Here is a 15,474-nt window from a genome sequence, read left to right on the forward strand (position 1 = left end):
TTACTTCTCCGTCTCGGTCAGGCCCTTCACGAACAATCTCTGCATGAACAGGATCACCAGCACCGGGGGCAGCGCGGCCATGACGACAGCGGCCATCACCAAGTGCCATTGCGGGTCGCCGTCGGCGGCGGTGGTCATGCGCTGCAGACCCATGACAATGGTGTAGTAATCGGGGTCGGTGGTGATCAGCAGCGGCCACAGGTACTGGTTCCAGCCGTAGATGAACATGATCACGAACAGCGCAGCGATGTTGGTGATCGACAGCGGAAGCAGGATGTCCTTGAAGAACTTCAGCGGCCCGGCGCCGTCGACCCGGGCCGCTTCGAGCAACTCCTCCGGTATCGTCATGAAGAACTGACGGAACAGGAAAGTGGCGGTCGCCGAGGCGATCAACGGGATGGAGAGGCCGGCGAAGCTGTTGAGCATCCCGAGATCCGCCACCACGCGGAAGGTCGGGATGATGCGTACCTCCACCGGCAGCATCAGCGTAATGAAGATGATCCAGAAGAAGAACAGCCGGAACGGAAAGCGAAAATAGACGATGGCAAAAGCCGACAGCAGCGAGATGGACAGCTTGCCGAAGGTGATGGCCAGCGCCATCACCAGGCTGTTCCACAGCATCTGGCCTGCCGGCGGAGCACCTGCGCGGGAGAGCCCGGCCTCCCACATGGCGCGGTAATTCTCCAGAGCGTGGCTTCCCGGTACCAGCGGCAGCGTGCCGCGCAGGAACTCGCCTGGCCCCTGGGTGGAGGCGACGATGGCCACATAGACCGGAAACAGCACCAGGGCCACGCCGAGGATGAGAATCAGATGGGCAACCAGGTTGCCCAAGGGCCGGTTTTCGACCATGACGTTGCGTGCCTCTCAGTAGTTGACGCGGCGCTCGATGAAGCGGAACTGGATCACCGTCAGAGCGATGACGATGGCCATCAGGATTACCGACTGGGCCGCGGAGCTGCCGATGTTCATGCCGACGAAGCCGTCGGCGTAGACCTTGTAGACCAGGATGTTGGTTGCCTGGGCGGGCCCGCCCTGAGTGGTGGCGTGAATGACGCCGAAGGTATCGAACATGGCGTAGACCACGTTGACCACCAGCAGGAAGAACGTGGTCGGCGTGAGCAGCGGGAAGACGATGGTCCAGAAACGCTTGGCCGGTCCGGCTCCGTCGATGGCGGCGGCTTCGATCAGCGACTGCGGGATCGACTGCAGCCCAGCCAGGAAGAACAGGAAGTTGTAGGCGATCTGCTTCCAGGCCGCTGCAATGATCACCAGGATCATGGCGTCCGCCCCGGACGTGCGGTGGTTCCAGCGGTAGCCCAGCATGTCGAGAACGTAGGGCACGATGCCGATGGAGGGATTGAAGATGAACCACCAAAGCACGCCGGCAATCGCCGGGGCGATGGCATAGGGCCACACCAGCAGGGTGGTGTAGCCATCGCGTGAGCGCAGCATTCGGTTGACGGTGACAGCCAGCAGCAGGGCCGCGCTCATCGACAGCAGGGTGGTGCCGATGGCGAACACGGCGGTCACCGACAAGGAGTTGAGGTAATAAGCATCGGCAAACAGCCGCGAAAAGTTGGCCAGCCCGACGAAAGTGGTGCTCAAGCCGAAGGCGTCTTCACGCAGCAGCGACTGATAGAGTGCCTGGCTCGCCGGCCAGATGAAGAAGATCAGGGTGATGATGATCTGGGGCGCCAGCAGCGCATAGGGCAGCCAGCGACCGGGAAACGTCATGCGTTTGGTTTGCATGCTTCTACTCGGCGGAACGGTGAGACGCCGCCTTCCACAATGAAAGGCGGCGCCATGACTGGCTGCTACTGGTTGGCCTGCTCGAAATCACGCAGCAGGGCATTGCCGCGCCGGACGGCATCGGCAGCGGCCTGCTCACCGCTCTTGCGACCTGCCATCACGGCTTCCATCTCTTCGGATATCAGGTCGCGGATCTGCACGAAGTTGCCGAAGCGCAGCCCCTTGGAATTTTCGGTAGGCGTGTTGAGCGTCATCTGCTCGATGGAGATCTCGGTGCCCGGGTTGTCGGCATAGAAGCCTTGGGCCTCACTCAATTCCCAGGCGGCATGTGTGATCGGCAGGTAGCCGGTGCGCTGATGCCAGTCGGCCTGGACTTCCGGCTGTGAGAGATAGTCGAAGAAGGCCGCCACGGCAGCGTACTCTTCGTCGCTATGGCCGCGCAGGGTCCACAGGGTGGCACCGCCGATGATCGAGTTCTGCGGTGCGCCCTCGACGTCGGCGTAGTAGGGCAGCATGCCGTAGCCCACACTGAAGTCGGTATTGGCCAGCACGCCGGCGCGTGCTGCGGAAGAGCCGAAGAACATGGCGCACTCGCCGGAATAGAACATTGGAGCGGCGTCATTGCCCGGCCCCGGACCTCCCCAGCGGAACACGCCCTCGTCCTGCCATGCCTTCAGATTGTCCCAGTGGCTGGCCACCAGCCCGTTATCGAAGGCAAGCTCGGTTTGGAGGCCGCCGAAGCCGTTCTCCAGGGTACCCAGCGGCGAGTCGTGCATGGCGGAGAAATTCTCCAGCATGATCCAGCTCGGCCAGGAGGTGGTGAAGCCGCAGCGAGCGGCACCCTGCTCGTGGAGCTGGCGCGAGTAGGCTGCGACGTCTTCCCAGGTTTGCGGTGCGCCCTTGAGTCCAGCCGCCGCGAAGGCGTCGCGGTTGTAGTAGAGAATCGGTGTGGAGGAGTTGAAGGGGAAGGAGAGCATGTTGCCGCGGGTGTCGGTGTAATAGCCCACCACTGCCGGCAGGAAGGCTTCGCGATCGAAGGCGCGACCGTGATCCTCCATCAGCTGATGAATGGGGTAGACGGCACCCTCGGCGGCCATCATGGTGCCGGTACCCACCTCGAACACCTGCAGGATATGGGGCTGCTGGCCGGCGCGGAAGGCGGCAATGGCCCCCGTCATGGTCTCGGTGTAGTTGCCACGATAGCTGGGACGTACCCGGTAGTCGTCCTGGGAGGCATTGAACGCTTCGGTAACGGACTCGAGCATCTCGCCCAGCTCGCCGCCCATGGCGTGCCACCACTGAACCTCGGTGGCGGCATGGACGGAGATGGACAGTGACGCGGCGAGGGCGCCTGACATGAGTGCGGTTGAACGAGACGACATGAGACTCTCCTTGGTGATGTCGTCGACAACGCTAAGGGAACAGCATGTCAATTCGATTTCACTGATATGAAGAGTCCATGAGCGGTCAACCTCGTGGCCGCTCAGCGGCGGCGACTGCCTTCAGGCAAAACGGTCGGCGCCTTGGTAGCGCCCAGCTCAGTCGCGGGTAAGCTGCAGCGTATAGCGGCCGCTCTCGCTGTTGCCGAACGACCGCGCGGTCACGCGGTAGGTCCCCGCATCCAGGTGAGTGTCGATACGCGAATTGAGCCCTTCGCCACCGTCATCGTCACTGAGGAACAGCCCGTTCCCTTCGAGCTCGAGAAAGGCGTCGAAGTCGTCCGAGAGCAGGTCCAGGCGAAAACGGCCAGGCTCCTCGACCGATACCTCGTAATAGTCTCGGGCACCTGGTTCCAGCCAGGCTTGCAGGGCTCCGCCAATCTCGAGCTGTCCTTCGCTAGGCATATCCTCCAGCTCGATGGCACTGGTGCGCAGCTCGAACAGGCCGCTGCCGTGGCCGCCGTGGCTGCGAGCCGTCACGACATACTGCCCGGCTTCCAGCGGGCGAACGAGGCGTGCGTTGAGCCCTTCGCCACCGTCGTCGTCGCTGGTGGCAACACCCTCGCCATGGAGTTCCAGGTAGGCATCGAAGTCGTCTGAGAGCATGTCCAGGGTGACCAGCGCCGGAGCCGCGAGAGTCAGACGATATTCGAGGCCATTTCCGGTGAACCAGCCGAAGAGGGGCTCGCCGGCCGTGAGCTCGCCGCTGTTGCGCAGCGTCTCGCCGCTGGCCAGTTCGTGGGGGCCGAGCTCCAGGGTATACAGCCCGCTGCCCTGCCCGAAGGCGGTGCGCGCAGTCAGTCGATACTCGCCGGGCTCGAGGAAATCGGCGATGCGTGCATCCAGGTTGCCGGCGCTGTCGTCGTCCTCGCGGTGATAGTCATTGGGACCTTCCAGCACCAGGTAGGCATCCACGTCGCTGGAACGCATCTCTATCTGGTAGAGGCCACTCTCCTCGATGGTCAGCGTGTATGTGTCGCCGTCTCCCTGAAGCCAGCCATCGGCGCGGGAAGGCATGGCGAGGGTGTCGCTGGAGGTGAGCTCCATCTCTCGCGTGGTCAGCGAGAACGGCCCATAGCTGTGAAGGTCGAGGCCGCTGATTACCAGCAGATAATCGCCGCTCTCATCGATTCGACGCCGCAGGGCGACGGCAGCTGAAGTGTCGTAAACGTTGGGTCCGTCACTGGCGACGAGGATCTGCTCTTCCGGGTCATACAGCGAGAGGACTCCCTGGAGGGGGCCGGCAAGCTCGATCTCGACCAGTGTTTCCCCTTCCAGCGGCAGGGTGAAGCGCTCGAATCGGCTTCCATCCTTGCCATTGAGTTCACTGGTCGAAGTGATCTCGCCGCGCAGCCTTTCGCCTAGCTTCAGAATAGGCGGAGCGTGGCTCTCGGTGGCGGCCTCGGCCGTTTCGATGGCCGGGGCGGTAGCCAGGCTGGAGCCAGACATTTGCCAGCCGACGAGCATGCCGATGGCGGTGCCGCCCAGGGCGGCGAGAGTCACAGTAGAGGCGCGAATGGCCATGAAAGCATCCTTGTTCGATGGCAGGCATCGGGTAAGAGGACTCGGAGGGGGTTACATTGCGTAACCATTATATGCCGGGTATGCGTTGAGGGATATGTGCTGAATCGGCACTTGCACTACGCCGGGCGACATCCACACTGTTGGCGTTATCAGCTGAATGAAACAAGGAGTCGGCATGTCTTCCACGGTTCTGATTACCGGTGCCAACCGAGGCATCGGGCTAGCACTGGCTCGCCATTACAAACAGGAGGGCTGGTGGGTGTGCGGTATTTGCCGAAACACCTCGTCTGAGCTCGACGAAGTGGCCGATCGGGTCATCGAAGGTATCGACGTGACCCGGGCCGAAGGTATCGCCCGCCTGGTCGAGGCCGTTCGCGGACAGCGGCTGGATTTGTTGATCAACAACGCCGGGCTGCTGTGCGACGAGTCCCTGGGAGCGCTCGACTTCGATTCGATCCGCGAGCAAATGGAAATCAACGCCTATGCCCCACTGCGGGTGAGCGAGGCACTGCTGGACAACCTTGGTGCTGGCAGCAAGATTGCCAATATCACCAGTCGCATGGGCTCGATCGCCGACAACGATTCCGGCGGCCGCTACGGCTACCGCGCCTCCAAGGCGGCGCTCAACGCCTTCGGCAAGTCGCTGGCCATGGATCTCAAGCCGCGTGGCATTGCCGTGGCCCAGTTGCATCCCGGCTTCGTTCAGACCCGCATGGTCAACTTCGGTGGGCTGATCTCGCCGGAAGAGGCCGCCGCCGGCATCGCCGAGCGCATCGCCGCGCTAACCCTCGAGACCACCGGTGGCTTCTGGCACAGCAACGGCGAGCCACTGCCCTGGTAGGCTGGCCAGGCAACGGCGAAAGCCGCCTTCGTCATTGACGTTGGCAAAAGATTGAATTTTGTGTGTAGGCTAACGGTTTCCTTGACGAGACCGGAGTCGCTCCATGCCCACCCCGCCACCCACCGAGATGCCGGCTTCTTCCCGAGTGGAGGGCTGGTGGGTGCTGGCGGCAACGACCTGGGTGCAGGTCCTGTGCAGCGGGGGCATGCTACTGGTGCCGACCCTGGCGCCCCAGGTGGCAGCGGCCTTCGGCATACCCACCGGCTGGGTGGGGCTGCAGGTCAGCCTGCTCTACGGGGTGGCGATGCTTGCCTCGCTGCAGTCGGCGGTGCTGGCCAGGCGTCTGGGGGGCTGCCGGGCCAGCCAGATGGCCATGGCGCTGGTGATGGGGGGCTGTGCGCTGGCGCTGATCGGCACGCCCCTGGCGCTGCTGGCCACCACCCTGCTGCTGGGCCTGGCCTACGGCCTCACCAGCCCCGCGGCGGCTGAGCTGCTCTCCCGCTTTACCCCACCGGAACGGCGCAACCTCGTCTACTCCATCAAGCAGACCGGCGTGCCCCTGGGTGGCGTGCTGGCCGGGCTGATGGCGCCGCCGCTGGCGGCCATCTGGAACTGGCAGGCGGCCTTCCTGGCGGTGGGGGCGGCGTGCCTTGCCACCCTGCTGCTGCTTCAGCTGCGCCGCTCACGCTGGGATGCCAGCCGGGATGCCAGCGTGCGCATGCAGCGGGCCGGCAGCCTGGGCGTGCTGCGCCGCTATTCGTCCATGCGCTGGTTGGGGGCTACCGGCTTCTGCCTCTCCGCCGCACAGCTCTCGCTGCTCAGCTTCGCGGTGGCCTACATGGTGGAGGAGCTGCTGCTGAGCCTGGTGCTGGCCGGCGCCGTGGTCTCCCTGGTGCATGTGGCCGGGGTCACGGGCCGCCTGGTCTGGGGGGCGCTGGCCGACCGCCTGGGCGGCAGCCTTCCGGTGCTGTTTGGTCTGGCCGGCATCATCAGTGTGATCTTCTTCCTGCTGGCGGTGCTCGGTCCCGCGGTGCCGACCTGGATGACGATTACGCTGATGGTGATGGCCGGCGGCACGGCGGTGGCCTGGAACGGGGTCTACCTGGGCGAGGTGGCGCGGCGCTGCGAGCCCGGCGAGGTGGGCGAGGCCACCGCCGCCGTGCTGGTGCTCACCTACATGGGGGTGCTGGTAGGCCCGGCGCTGTTCAGCCTGATCGTATGGCTCACCGGCAGCTATGCCGTGGGCTTCCTGCTGCCCACGGCGACCGGCGCGCTGGCCGTCTTCTGCCTCCTGAACTGCGTGCGTAGCGATGCCTCTATCCGAAGTGCCTGAGACAGCTCAGCGCCCGACCCACTCCACCAGGCTGGTCTCGCCGAGGGCGTGGCGTTCATGGTGGATGCGGCAGGTGGCGGCGTAGGGCAGGTCGAAGGCCAGGATGCGCGAGAGGGGCTGCTCGAGTACCTGACGCAGCACGGCGTTGGTCACGAACAGATGGCATACCACCAGCACATGCCGCCCGGGCGGCTCTGCCAGCAGCGCTTGCCACACCGCGCCGACGCGTGCATCGAAGCCTTCGACGCTTTCACCGCCGGGCGGCGAGGTCCGGCTGGGATCGGCCCACAGTTCAGCCTGGCGGTCCACATCGCCTTCCATGGCGCGAGCCTCGGCGTGGGTCTTGCCTTCCCAGTCGCCCAGGCCCATCTCGGCTAGCCCCGGCTCCACCGTTACCGGCAGGTCGTGTTCCTCGCCCAGCCACAGAGCGAATTCACGACAGCGGTCGAGCGGTGAGGTGACGATGGCGTCCCAGGGCGGGTCGCCATCGATCAGCAGGTCGGCGATGGCGGCTCGCATCTGTTGCCAGCCCTGCTCACTGAGAGGGTGGTTGGTTGTGCCGCGCAGCATGCGGCCGCCTACCGGCTCACCGTGGCGGATCAGATCGAGGGTGGTCACCTCGGCATCGGTAAAGCGCATGGTCGGTCTCCTGTCGAGGTGAGCGTCAAATGATAGCGTGGCGCACCCGGGCGGAGATCCACTCCGAGGCCAGCACGGTGACGAAGATCATCACGAAGATCACGCTGACCTGGTTCCAGGCCAGGCTGTTGATGGCGGCATTGAGCTGCAGCCCGATGCCGCCGGCCCCCACCAGTCCCAGCACCGTGGACTCACGGATATTGATGTCCCAGCGGTAGACGCTGATGCCGGCGAAAGCGGGCATCACCTGGGGCAGCACGCCGTAGCTCATCACCTGCATCCGCCCGGCGCCGGTGGCGCTGATCGCTTCCACCGGGGTGGGGTGGATCTCCTCGATGGCCTCATAGAGCAGCTTGCCGATGAAGCCGATGGAACGCAGGGCGATGGCGATGATGCCGGCCAGTACCCCGGGGCCCAGGATGGTGACCAGCAGCATGGCCCAGATCAACGAATTGATGGAGCGCGACGCGACGATGATTACCAGGGCGGCGCTGCGCACCAGCGGGTGGGGCGTGGTGTTGCGGGCGGCCAGGAAGGCCACCGGAAAGGCCATGGCGATGCCCAGCAGGGTGCCCAGGGTGGCGATGTTGAGGGTGTCCCACATGGGCTTCCACAGGCGATGGGCATAGGCCCACTGAGGCGGCAGCATGCGGCTGATCAGGTCGCCGCCCTGGCGGCCGGCATCCTCGACGAACACCCACATGGTGTTGTCGGAGATAACCTTCCAGCACAGCAGGAAAAGGCAGGCACCGGCCAGCCAGCCGAGATAGCCCAGCCACTGGGAGCGGGTGGTGCGCAGGCGCCAGATCGGCGTGCCCTGCGGTGACGTCGAAACGGGCATGGGGGATGTCCTATTGGGTCCAGCGGCGGATATGGCTCGAGCTGTACTCGCACAAGAGCACGATGGCGATAATGATCAGCAGGATCGCCGCCGAGGTGTCGTATTCGTAGCGGCTGATCGAGGTATTCAGCGTCGCGCCGATGCCGCCCGCACCGACGATGCCGATCACCGCCGACTCGCGGAAGTTGATGTCCAGGCGGTACATCGAGAGCCCAATCAAACGAGGCATCACCTGGGGCTGAACGGCATGGTTCATGGTCTGCCACCAGCTCGCCCCGGTAGCACGAACCGCCTCAACCTGGCGCCAATCCAGGTCCTCGATGTCTTCGGCCAGCAGCTTGGCCATGAAGCCAATTGTGGCGAAGGCCAGGGTGATCATGCCGGCCAGGGGGCCGAAGCCGAACATCACCACGAAGAGGATGGCAATGATGATCTCTTGAAAGGTGCGTGACACGGTGATGATGCCGCGACAAAGATAATAGATGGGCCAGGGGGCGATGTTGCGTGCCGCGCCCAGTCCCACCGGAATCGACAGGGCCACGCCGATCACCGTCGAGGTGACGGTCATGGTCAGGCTCTCGAGGATGCCGTCTATGATGTCGCCGCGGCGTGAGACGAAGTCGGGCTGGGCGAAGGCGGCAATGAAGTTCAGGCCGCGGCTGGCGCCTTCGGCGACCCTTGCCCAGTTGACCTCCACCGAGGCCAGGGCCAGCACCAGGTAGACCGCAAGGCCCACGACCAATCCCCAGCGCAGCCTGGGGTTCTCGATCATCGGCAGCCGTCGCCATTGGCCCTCACGGGCCTCAGCCTGGCGGGTCATGAGGCGCCTCCGGTGGCCAGCGCCATGCGGGGTACCGGCTCCGCACTGGCGGGCTCGCTCTCCGCATCCTCCTCGTTAACTCGGGTATCCCACTCCTCCTCGCCATAGATGGTCGTGAGGGTGTCAGCATCCAGCTCATGGGGCTTGCCGTCGAAGACGATCTCACCGGCGCGCAGGCCGACGATACGATCGGCGAACTGCTGGGCCAGGGCCACGTCGTGGATGTTGATGATGGCGGCCAGTTCGCGCTCGGCGCACAGTTCGCGGATCAGGCGCATGATCTGCCGTGAGGTCTTGGGGTCGAGGCTCGCGGTGGGCTCGTCGACCAGCAGCAGACGCGGTCGCTGGATCAGTGCCCGGGCAATGCCGACTCGCTGGCGCTGGCCGCCGGAGAGGGCGTCGGCGCGCTTGTCCAGGGCGTGCGGCAGGCCCACCCGGTCGAGCAGGCGGAATGCCTCGGCAATGTCCTCCTGAGGGTAGCGGCGCGTGAAGCTGCGCCAGAAGCCCACGTAGCCGAGCCGGCCGGAGAGCACGTTCTCCATCACCGTAAGACGATCCACCAGCGCGTACTCCTGAAAGATCATCGCCATGGCGCGGCGCGCCCGACGCAGGGCATTGCCGGAGAGTCGGGTTAGCTCGGTCTCCTCCAGGCGGATGCTGCCGCTGGTAGGCTCCACCAGGCGGTTGACGCAGCGAATCAGGGTGCTCTTGCCGGCCCCGGAGGGGCCGATGAGAGCCATGACCTGGCCGCGCGGGAGGTTCAGGTCGATGTCGGTCAGGGCGCGATCCCCGGTGGGGTAGCGCTTGTTGACCCCGGTGAGCGTCAGCATGAAGGTTCTCCTCTCATGCACTCGGTCGGGAGGCAGAACCTCCCGACCGAGCGTAGTCAGTCCAGGCTATCAGTCGCAGTCGTAGGTCACGCCATTGGCCTCGGCGATGGTTCGAATCACCGACCAGTGCTCCTCATAGGTAATGGGAATGAACTGGGCTTCGCCGGAGTTGGCGAACTCGGTCTCGAGCGGGGTGCCCGCCCAGTCGTAGCTGAAGAAGGCTTCCTGAATCTTCTCCTGCAGCTCCGGGTGCAGGTTGTGAGCGGTGCCGTAGGCAGTGGTGGGGAAGGTCTCGGAGGTATAGATGATCTCGTAGTCGCCCTCGTTGATCACGCCGCGCGCCAGCATGCGGGTGGCCACCGAGTTGGCGATGGCGGCAGCGTCGTAGTCGCGGTTGACCACACCCAGGATGGAGTTGTCATGCGAACCTGAGAAAGCGGTCTCGAAGTCCTCGTCGGCCTCCAGGCCGTACTCGCTGCGCAGCAGCGCCGAGGGGGCGCGGAAGCCGGAGTTGGAGGTGGGCGAGGTGAAGGCCAACTGGCGGCCGGCCAGGTCCTCCATGCTCTCGATGCCGCTGTTCGGGTGGGTGATGATCTCCATCTCGTAGCCGTAGCTGCCGTCCTCGGAGGCCATGATGGCGAAGGGGCGGAAGCCACCGCAGTTCACCGCTACCGGCACGCCGCCGGTGTTGAAGCCGGCCACGTGCAGGCGACCGCCGCGCAGCGCCTCCTGTTGGGCGGCGTTGGACTGCACCGGGAAGAACTGCACCCGCTTGCCGGTCACTTCGCTGAGGTGGTCGAGGAAGTCAGCCCACACGTCGGCGTAGACCGCCGGGTCCTCCACCGGGGTGTAGGCGAACACCAGGGTGCTGGGGTCGACCCACCGGGATTCGTCGCTGGGGATGTCGGCGACCATGTCGCCATCGGTATCGCTGTAGCGTGACGACAGGTCGGCGCTGGCCTGCATGGCGGTGGCAGCGAACAGGCCGGCAACGGTGCTGGCCAGCAGGGTGCGGTTCAGGGTCGAGAGGGTCATGTTGGCTCCAGGGCGCAATGAATGACGGGGATAATCGGAACGGCACCCACTTTCGCCTGTGAGCATGACAGCCCGCGGTCGATGCAATGACAGAGTGGTTAAGAGCTGATGACGCGGCCTTTACAGCGCCTGTGGTGCGTCGTTTCGAGGTCAGCCAACCAGCCTGAGGCTGAGCAGGGCGAAGGCGATGCCGATCAGCGCACCGGCGGCGACATCGCTGATGTAGTGCAGCCCCAGGCCCACCCGCGAAAGGGCGATCAGCGCCGCCAGCGGTACCAGCAGCGGCAATAGCCACGGGGCATGGGCCGCCGTCATGACACAGAACATCACCGCATGCATGGTGTGTCCGCTGGGAAAGCTGTAGCGGTCGCGAGCGGGTTCACCGCACTGGATCAGGTTGACGAAGGTAATGAAGGGCCGCTCCCGGCACAGGCGGGTCTTGATCAGGCGATAGATCAGGACCGCGACGAGCCCCGTCACGGCATACTGGAGGAAGAAGGCAGGGCCTGCCTGGGGCTGCAGCAGCGGCTGGGCGGCGATCAGTGCCACCCACAGCGGCCAGTCACCCAGGCGGCTGGCCAGACGCAGGGTCGCAAGCCAGGGGGCGTAGAGGCTGAGGCTGACGAAGCGTTGGCATAGCCGCCATTCCATCAGGTCGAGGCGGTCAAACACCGCAGGGGCGCGTGGTCTCATGGTCTACCTCCCGGGCCTGTTCAAGGACGGACAGGAACTTGTCGGCAATGGCGGGCCAGCGGCAGGAGTGCGTGCGCAGGCGCGCGGCTCTTCCCATTCGTGCGTAGCGGGCGGGTTGCTGGCTCAGGGTCACGGCGGCATCGCGAAATGCCTCGGCATCACCGGCGGTTACCGTCACGCCGTTGATGCCGCTTTCGATCAGCTCTGCGGCAGCGGCGTGGCGATAAGCCACCACGGCCAGGCCGCTAGCCATGGCCTCCGGTACCACGTTGCCCCAGGTCTCGGAAAGCGAAGGAAAAACGAACAGGTCGGCGCTGGCATAGTGGCGGGCCAATGCCTCCGGCGAGATGAATCCGGTGAAGTGCACCTCGGGCAGGGCTTTTTCCAGCGAGCGGCGTGCCGGACCGTCACCCACGATGACCTGTACGATATCGGGGCGGGTGCTGCGCATGGCATCCAGGGTCTCGCGCAGCAGGGAGAGGTTTTTTTCTGCCGCCAGGCGACCCACGTGCAATACCACCGGCGTGTGCTCATTGGCGCCCCAGCTTCGACGCAGCTCGCTTGAACGCAAGGTGGGATCGAGGTGCTGATGGTCGATACCTCGGCCCATGACCTCGAGGCGTTGAAAGCCCTGCCGCATGAGCCCCTCTGCCTGTTGTCGCGTGGGAATCAGGGTGGCCTGGCAGCCGTTGTGGAAGTGGCGCAAGGTGCGCAGCAGGGCAGGCGCGAGCCAGGACATGCCGTAATCGCCGCAGTAATGGTCGAAATTGGTGTGCCAGCCCGCCACCAGCGGAATACCCATGCGCCTGGCCACACGCCGTGCCGACCAACCCAACGGCCCCTGGGTCGCCAGATAGACCACGTCGGGGCGCTGCTTTCGCCACAGCCTCTGGATGCGCCTGGCAGCGGGCAGGCCGATACGTACGGCATGGTAGCCGGGTATGGCGAGGCCTCTAACGCGCAGCTCACTCTGCATGCCTGGCGTGCGCAGCGGAGCGTCAGCCTGGGGCGGATGCGGGCGGATCAGCTGCAGCGCCAGGCCTCGCTTCTGCAATTCGCGGCTGAGCTGGTTGAGGGTATGAGCAACCCCGTTGATCTCGGGTGACCAAGTTTCGCTGACAAGACAGATTCGCATGGGGCCCTCGACGTAGGCTGAGCATACAGCTGCTGTAGGGTCAAGGGTGCAGTGCGGGGATGACGTCAAGACGACAGTGTAATGATGAAGTCGTGACAAGACGCTTCATTGCAATATGTCGAAGTACCACCGAGTGGAACAGCTTGCTTGTCATTGGTGCATCACGGGGATAGCGGATTAAGCGCACTGGTTGCACGATGCGATGTGCATAGCGGTGGATATCTGACCGTACCTCAATCTGTCTTCCTCTGGATGTTCAACAGGACGTCAAATGACCGTCACCTGACTGTCATGCGTGTGGGTGAAGCTTCTCATGTATACCAGATTGACCGGCTTGCCGCGTTGCCTGCATGGCACATTCGAAACCGGAAGTGTCTGGTGACCGGCATGTGTCGCCGGGGACTTTTTCCTTGCTGGAGGATCGCTGGCTGTTGCTGATCATTACTTCCTCTCTGAGCCCAGCCCACTCCGCATCTGCTTTTCCCACTTTTACGAAGAACCCAAGACCCGCAGCTTCATCAATTATCCCGGCAAGCTTACCGAAGTGAAGAGTTCCCGCATTGAGAGTATCGGGCACCTGGACATTGCCGTGATGGAGCGATTGCTAAACGCGGTAGATGAAGCCTTGTCCGCCATGCGTGTGAACGATTGCCGTCCCGCCGTTTGATATTGCGATAGGAGAGAGCGTCATGAAATACCGTACCCCGGAGCGACTCGAAGCCGTCATCCTGGATTGGGCTGGCACTGTAGTGGACTTCGGCTCCTTCGCCCCCACTCAGATCTTTGTCGAGGCTTTCGCCGAGCTCGGCGTCGCGCTCAGCCTGGAAGAGGCCCGCGGCCCCATGGGTGTTGGCAAGAGGGACCATATTCGCATGCTCTGCGACGATCGGTTAATCGCCGCTCGCTTCGAGGAAGCTGTGGGACACGCTCCCTCCGATGAAGACGTTACGGCGCTCTACGAACGCTTCATGCCGCTTCAGATCGCCAAGATCGGCGAGCACTCGGCTCTGATCCCCGGCGCTCTTGAGGCCATCGCTGTTCTGTGTGAACAAGAGATGAAGGTCGGATCCTGCTCGGGCTATCCCGCCGTGGTGATGGAGCAGGTAGTGGTGCGCGCGAGGGAGCAGGGCTTTGAAGCCGACCATGTGGTGGCCAGCGACGAGGTGCCCAACGGGCGCCCCCATCCGTCCCAGGCACTGACCAATGTAATCGCCCTTGGCATCGAGGACGTGGCCGCTTGTGTCAAGGTGGACGATACCCTGCCGGGCATCTTGGAGGGACGCCGGGCTGGCATGTGGACCGTCGGGTTGACCTGCTCCGGCAACGCCATGGGGATCAGCTACGAGGCCTACAGGGAGCTGCCCGAAGCTGTTCTGGAGATGAAGCGCTCGTCCATCGAGAGGCATTTTGCCCCTGCTCAGCCGCACTTTCTGATCGACACAATCGCCGAATTGCCAGGTGTAGTTAAGGAAATCAACGCTCGCCTTATGCGTGGCGAGCGTCCATGAATGACGAATGGATCTGTTCAACCATGACATAAATTCTTCAGTTTTGTTTCGGTTTTGTTGGGAAGGGAGGTAAGAGGTTGATTTGTCGAATGCAGTGCAGTGAGTTGGACGAAAAATGCTCGATCATCGCCGGCTTAATTCACAGCAATGAAATCATCTAGACAAGTTGCGGTCATCCGAGCCGGGTACTCTTGCTTTCATACAGCTACCACATGACGCCATCAAATGTGGCAAGGGAGTCGACCAATGCTACGTGTGGGAAATGTCAGCAAGAGCTATGGAAAGTCCCGAGTGATCCGTGATCTCAGCTTCGATGTTCCGGAGGGCCAGATGGTCGGGGTCATCGGCCGTTCTGGTGCAGGTAAATCGACGCTGCTTCGGATGGTGAACCGGCTTACCGATGTCTCCGGTGGGCGCATTGATTTTGGCGGGCAGCCGGTCAGCCGACTCAAAGGTAAGGCGCTGAGAAAATGGCGTGGGCAAACCGCTATGATTTTTCAGCAATTCAACCTGATTCCTCGCCTGGATGTTATCACCAACGTATTGATGGGCCGCATTGCTCATCATGGGACCGTGCCCTCCATGTTCAAGCTGTTCAGTCGCGAGGAAAAGGCCCAGGCCATCCAGGCACTGGAGCAGCTGGACCTGGCGGACAAGGCGCTGCAGCGTGCGGGAAACCTGTCGGGTGGTCAGCAGCAGCGGGTCGCTATAGCTCGGGCCATGATGCAGTCCCCTCGCATCATGCTGGCCGATGAGCCGATTGCCTCTCTGGATCCACGCAGCGCTGCCATGGTGATGGACGCACTGAAGGAGATCAATCAGTCCAGGGGCATCACGGTAATGTGTAATCTCCATTCCCTGGAAACAGCGCGGCAGTATTGTGATCGCGTCATTGGCATGCTGCATGGCGAGAAGGTCTTTGACGGCCCCCCTTCCCAACTAGATCACGATACGGTTCAGCGCATATACGGCGTTAATGATAATGAGAAAGCGGTGGATGAGACAGTAACTTCTGCTGAAGTCTGGTCCCGAAACCCTCCTTCAGCTCCTGCATACGCATAATTAAATCAACTGTAACTTGTCAAAC

15 protein-coding genes are annotated in these 15,474 nt (G+C 63.4%); 4 read left to right on the forward strand and 11 right to left on the reverse strand.

Annotation, left to right across the window (positions count from 1 at the left end; genetic code table 11):
• From ugpE to H1D44_RS10460, 4 genes are all read right to left on the reverse strand, one after another.
• The gene (gene ugpE, locus H1D44_RS10445) at window positions 1-849 is read right to left on the reverse strand and encodes a sn-glycerol-3-phosphate ABC transporter permease UgpE (RefSeq protein ID WP_181514801.1); all 849 of its coding nucleotides are present in this window, start codon (window positions 847-849) and stop codon (window positions 1-3) included.
• 15 nt (window positions 850-864) lie between these two features.
• Window positions 865-1,749, reverse strand: coding sequence for a sn-glycerol-3-phosphate ABC transporter permease UgpA (gene ugpA, locus H1D44_RS10450; RefSeq protein ID WP_181514802.1), 885 nt, complete (start codon window positions 1,747-1,749; stop codon window positions 865-867).
• Window positions 1,750-1,814: 65 nt separating this feature from the next.
• Window positions 1,815-3,131 (reverse strand): sn-glycerol-3-phosphate ABC transporter substrate-binding protein UgpB, encoded by a 1,317-nt coding sequence (gene ugpB / locus H1D44_RS10455; RefSeq protein ID WP_181514803.1) that lies wholly within the window; start codon window positions 3,129-3,131, stop codon window positions 1,815-1,817.
• A gap of 156 nt (window positions 3,132-3,287) precedes the next feature.
• Window positions 3,288-4,712 carry a hypothetical protein gene (locus tag H1D44_RS10460; RefSeq protein ID WP_181514804.1) on the reverse strand — a complete coding sequence of 475 codons (1,425 nt, stop codon included), beginning with the start codon at window positions 4,710-4,712 and terminating at the stop codon, window positions 3,288-3,290.
• Between the two features lie 175 nt (window positions 4,713-4,887).
• Here H1D44_RS10460 and H1D44_RS10465 point away from each other — a divergent pair, with 175 nt between their 5' ends.
• Window positions 4,888-5,553: an SDR family oxidoreductase gene (locus H1D44_RS10465; protein WP_181514805.1), complete on the forward strand. Its 666-nt coding sequence runs from the start codon at window positions 4,888-4,890 to the stop codon at window positions 5,551-5,553.
• Window positions 5,554-5,656: 103 nt separating this feature from the next.
• Window positions 5,657-6,886: an MFS transporter gene (locus H1D44_RS10470; RefSeq protein ID WP_181514806.1), complete on the forward strand. Its 1,230-nt coding sequence runs from the start codon at window positions 5,657-5,659 to the stop codon at window positions 6,884-6,886.
• Between the two features lie 6 nt (window positions 6,887-6,892).
• On the opposite strand, the gene H1D44_RS10475 is transcribed toward H1D44_RS10470, so the two are convergent.
• The 7 genes from H1D44_RS10475 to H1D44_RS10505 all read right to left on the reverse strand — a co-directional run bounded on the left by H1D44_RS10475 (window position 6,893) and on the right by H1D44_RS10505 (window position 12,879).
• Window positions 6,893-7,525, reverse strand: coding sequence for a histidine phosphatase family protein (locus tag H1D44_RS10475; RefSeq protein ID WP_181514807.1), 633 nt, complete (start codon window positions 7,523-7,525; stop codon window positions 6,893-6,895).
• Window positions 7,526-7,550: 25 nt separating this feature from the next.
• Window positions 7,551-8,366, reverse strand: a complete 816-nt coding sequence (phnE, locus tag H1D44_RS10480; protein ID WP_181514808.1) for a phosphonate ABC transporter, permease protein PhnE — start codon at window positions 8,364-8,366, stop codon at window positions 7,551-7,553.
• Window positions 8,367-8,376: 10 nt separating this feature from the next.
• The gene (gene phnE, locus H1D44_RS10485) at window positions 8,377-9,186 is read right to left on the reverse strand and encodes a phosphonate ABC transporter, permease protein PhnE (protein ID WP_181514809.1); all 810 of its coding nucleotides are present in this window, start codon (window positions 9,184-9,186) and stop codon (window positions 8,377-8,379) included.
• Window positions 9,183-10,016 (reverse strand): phosphonate ABC transporter ATP-binding protein, encoded by an 834-nt coding sequence (phnC, locus tag H1D44_RS10490; protein ID WP_181514810.1) that lies wholly within the window; start codon window positions 10,014-10,016, stop codon window positions 9,183-9,185. The genes phnE (H1D44_RS10485) and phnC (H1D44_RS10490) overlap by 4 nt, the downstream gene beginning before the upstream one ends.
• 69 nt (window positions 10,017-10,085) lie before the next feature.
• Complete coding sequence (gene phnD / locus H1D44_RS10495; RefSeq protein ID WP_181514811.1) at window positions 10,086-11,051, reverse strand: phosphate/phosphite/phosphonate ABC transporter substrate-binding protein; 966 nt, start codon at window positions 11,049-11,051, stop codon at window positions 10,086-10,088.
• Window positions 11,052-11,201: 150 nt separating this feature from the next.
• Entirely contained in the window at window positions 11,202-11,744 is a 543-nt protein-coding gene (locus tag H1D44_RS10500) for a phosphatase PAP2 family protein (RefSeq protein WP_181514812.1), read from the reverse strand.
• A complete protein-coding gene (locus tag H1D44_RS10505) occupies window positions 11,716-12,879 on the reverse strand; it encodes a glycosyltransferase family 4 protein (protein ID WP_181514813.1) in 1,164 nt (387 codons plus the stop codon). Before H1D44_RS10505 ends, H1D44_RS10500 begins: the two co-directional genes overlap by 29 nt.
• 689 nt (window positions 12,880-13,568) lie before the next feature.
• Here H1D44_RS10505 and phnX point away from each other — a divergent pair.
• A complete protein-coding gene (gene phnX, locus H1D44_RS10510; RefSeq protein WP_181514814.1) occupies window positions 13,569-14,387 on the forward strand; it encodes a phosphonoacetaldehyde hydrolase in 819 nt (272 codons plus the stop codon).
• A 246-nt stretch (window positions 14,388-14,633) separates the two neighbouring features.
• Complete coding sequence (gene phnC / locus H1D44_RS10515; protein ID WP_181514815.1) at window positions 14,634-15,449, forward strand: phosphonate ABC transporter ATP-binding protein; 816 nt, start codon at window positions 14,634-14,636, stop codon at window positions 15,447-15,449.
• Window positions 15,450-15,474 lie beyond the last annotated feature (25 nt).

It is taken from the genome of Billgrantia kenyensis (assembly GCF_013697085.1).
GTDB lineage: Bacteria > Pseudomonadota > Gammaproteobacteria > Pseudomonadales > Halomonadaceae > Halomonas > Halomonas kenyensis.

Coding starts and splice junctions, on each gene's coding strand:
- ugpE (WP_181514801.1), bottom strand. CDS start 849: ATGGTCGAAAACCGGCCCTTGGGCAACCTGGTTGCCCATCTGATTCTC.
- ugpA (WP_181514802.1), bottom strand. CDS start 1,749: ATGCAAACCAAACGCATGACGTTTCCCGGTCGCTGGCTGCCCTATGCG.
- ugpB (WP_181514803.1), bottom strand. CDS start 3,131: ATGTCGTCTCGTTCAACCGCACTCATGTCAGGCGCCCTCGCCGCGTCA.
- H1D44_RS10460 (WP_181514804.1), bottom strand. CDS start 4,712: ATGGCCATTCGCGCCTCTACTGTGACTCTCGCCGCCCTGGGCGGCACC.
- H1D44_RS10465 (WP_181514805.1), top strand. CDS start 4,888: ATGTCTTCCACGGTTCTGATTACCGGTGCCAACCGAGGCATCGGGCTA.
- H1D44_RS10470 (WP_181514806.1), top strand. CDS start 5,657: ATGCCCACCCCGCCACCCACCGAGATGCCGGCTTCTTCCCGAGTGGAG.
- H1D44_RS10475 (WP_181514807.1), bottom strand. CDS start 7,525: ATGCGCTTTACCGATGCCGAGGTGACCACCCTCGATCTGATCCGCCAC.
- phnE (WP_181514808.1), bottom strand. CDS start 8,366: ATGCCCGTTTCGACGTCACCGCAGGGCACGCCGATCTGGCGCCTGCGC.
- phnE (WP_181514809.1), bottom strand. CDS start 9,186: ATGACCCGCCAGGCTGAGGCCCGTGAGGGCCAATGGCGACGGCTGCCG.
- phnC (WP_181514810.1), bottom strand. CDS start 10,016: ATGCTGACGCTCACCGGGGTCAACAAGCGCTACCCCACCGGGGATCGC.
- phnD (WP_181514811.1), bottom strand. CDS start 11,051: ATGACCCTCTCGACCCTGAACCGCACCCTGCTGGCCAGCACCGTTGCC.
- H1D44_RS10500 (WP_181514812.1), bottom strand. CDS start 11,744: ATGAGACCACGCGCCCCTGCGGTGTTTGACCGCCTCGACCTGATGGAA.
- H1D44_RS10505 (WP_181514813.1), bottom strand. CDS start 12,879: ATGCGAATCTGTCTTGTCAGCGAAACTTGGTCACCCGAGATCAACGGG.
- phnX (WP_181514814.1), top strand. CDS start 13,569: ATGAAATACCGTACCCCGGAGCGACTCGAAGCCGTCATCCTGGATTGG.
- phnC (WP_181514815.1), top strand. CDS start 14,634: ATGCTACGTGTGGGAAATGTCAGCAAGAGCTATGGAAAGTCCCGAGTG.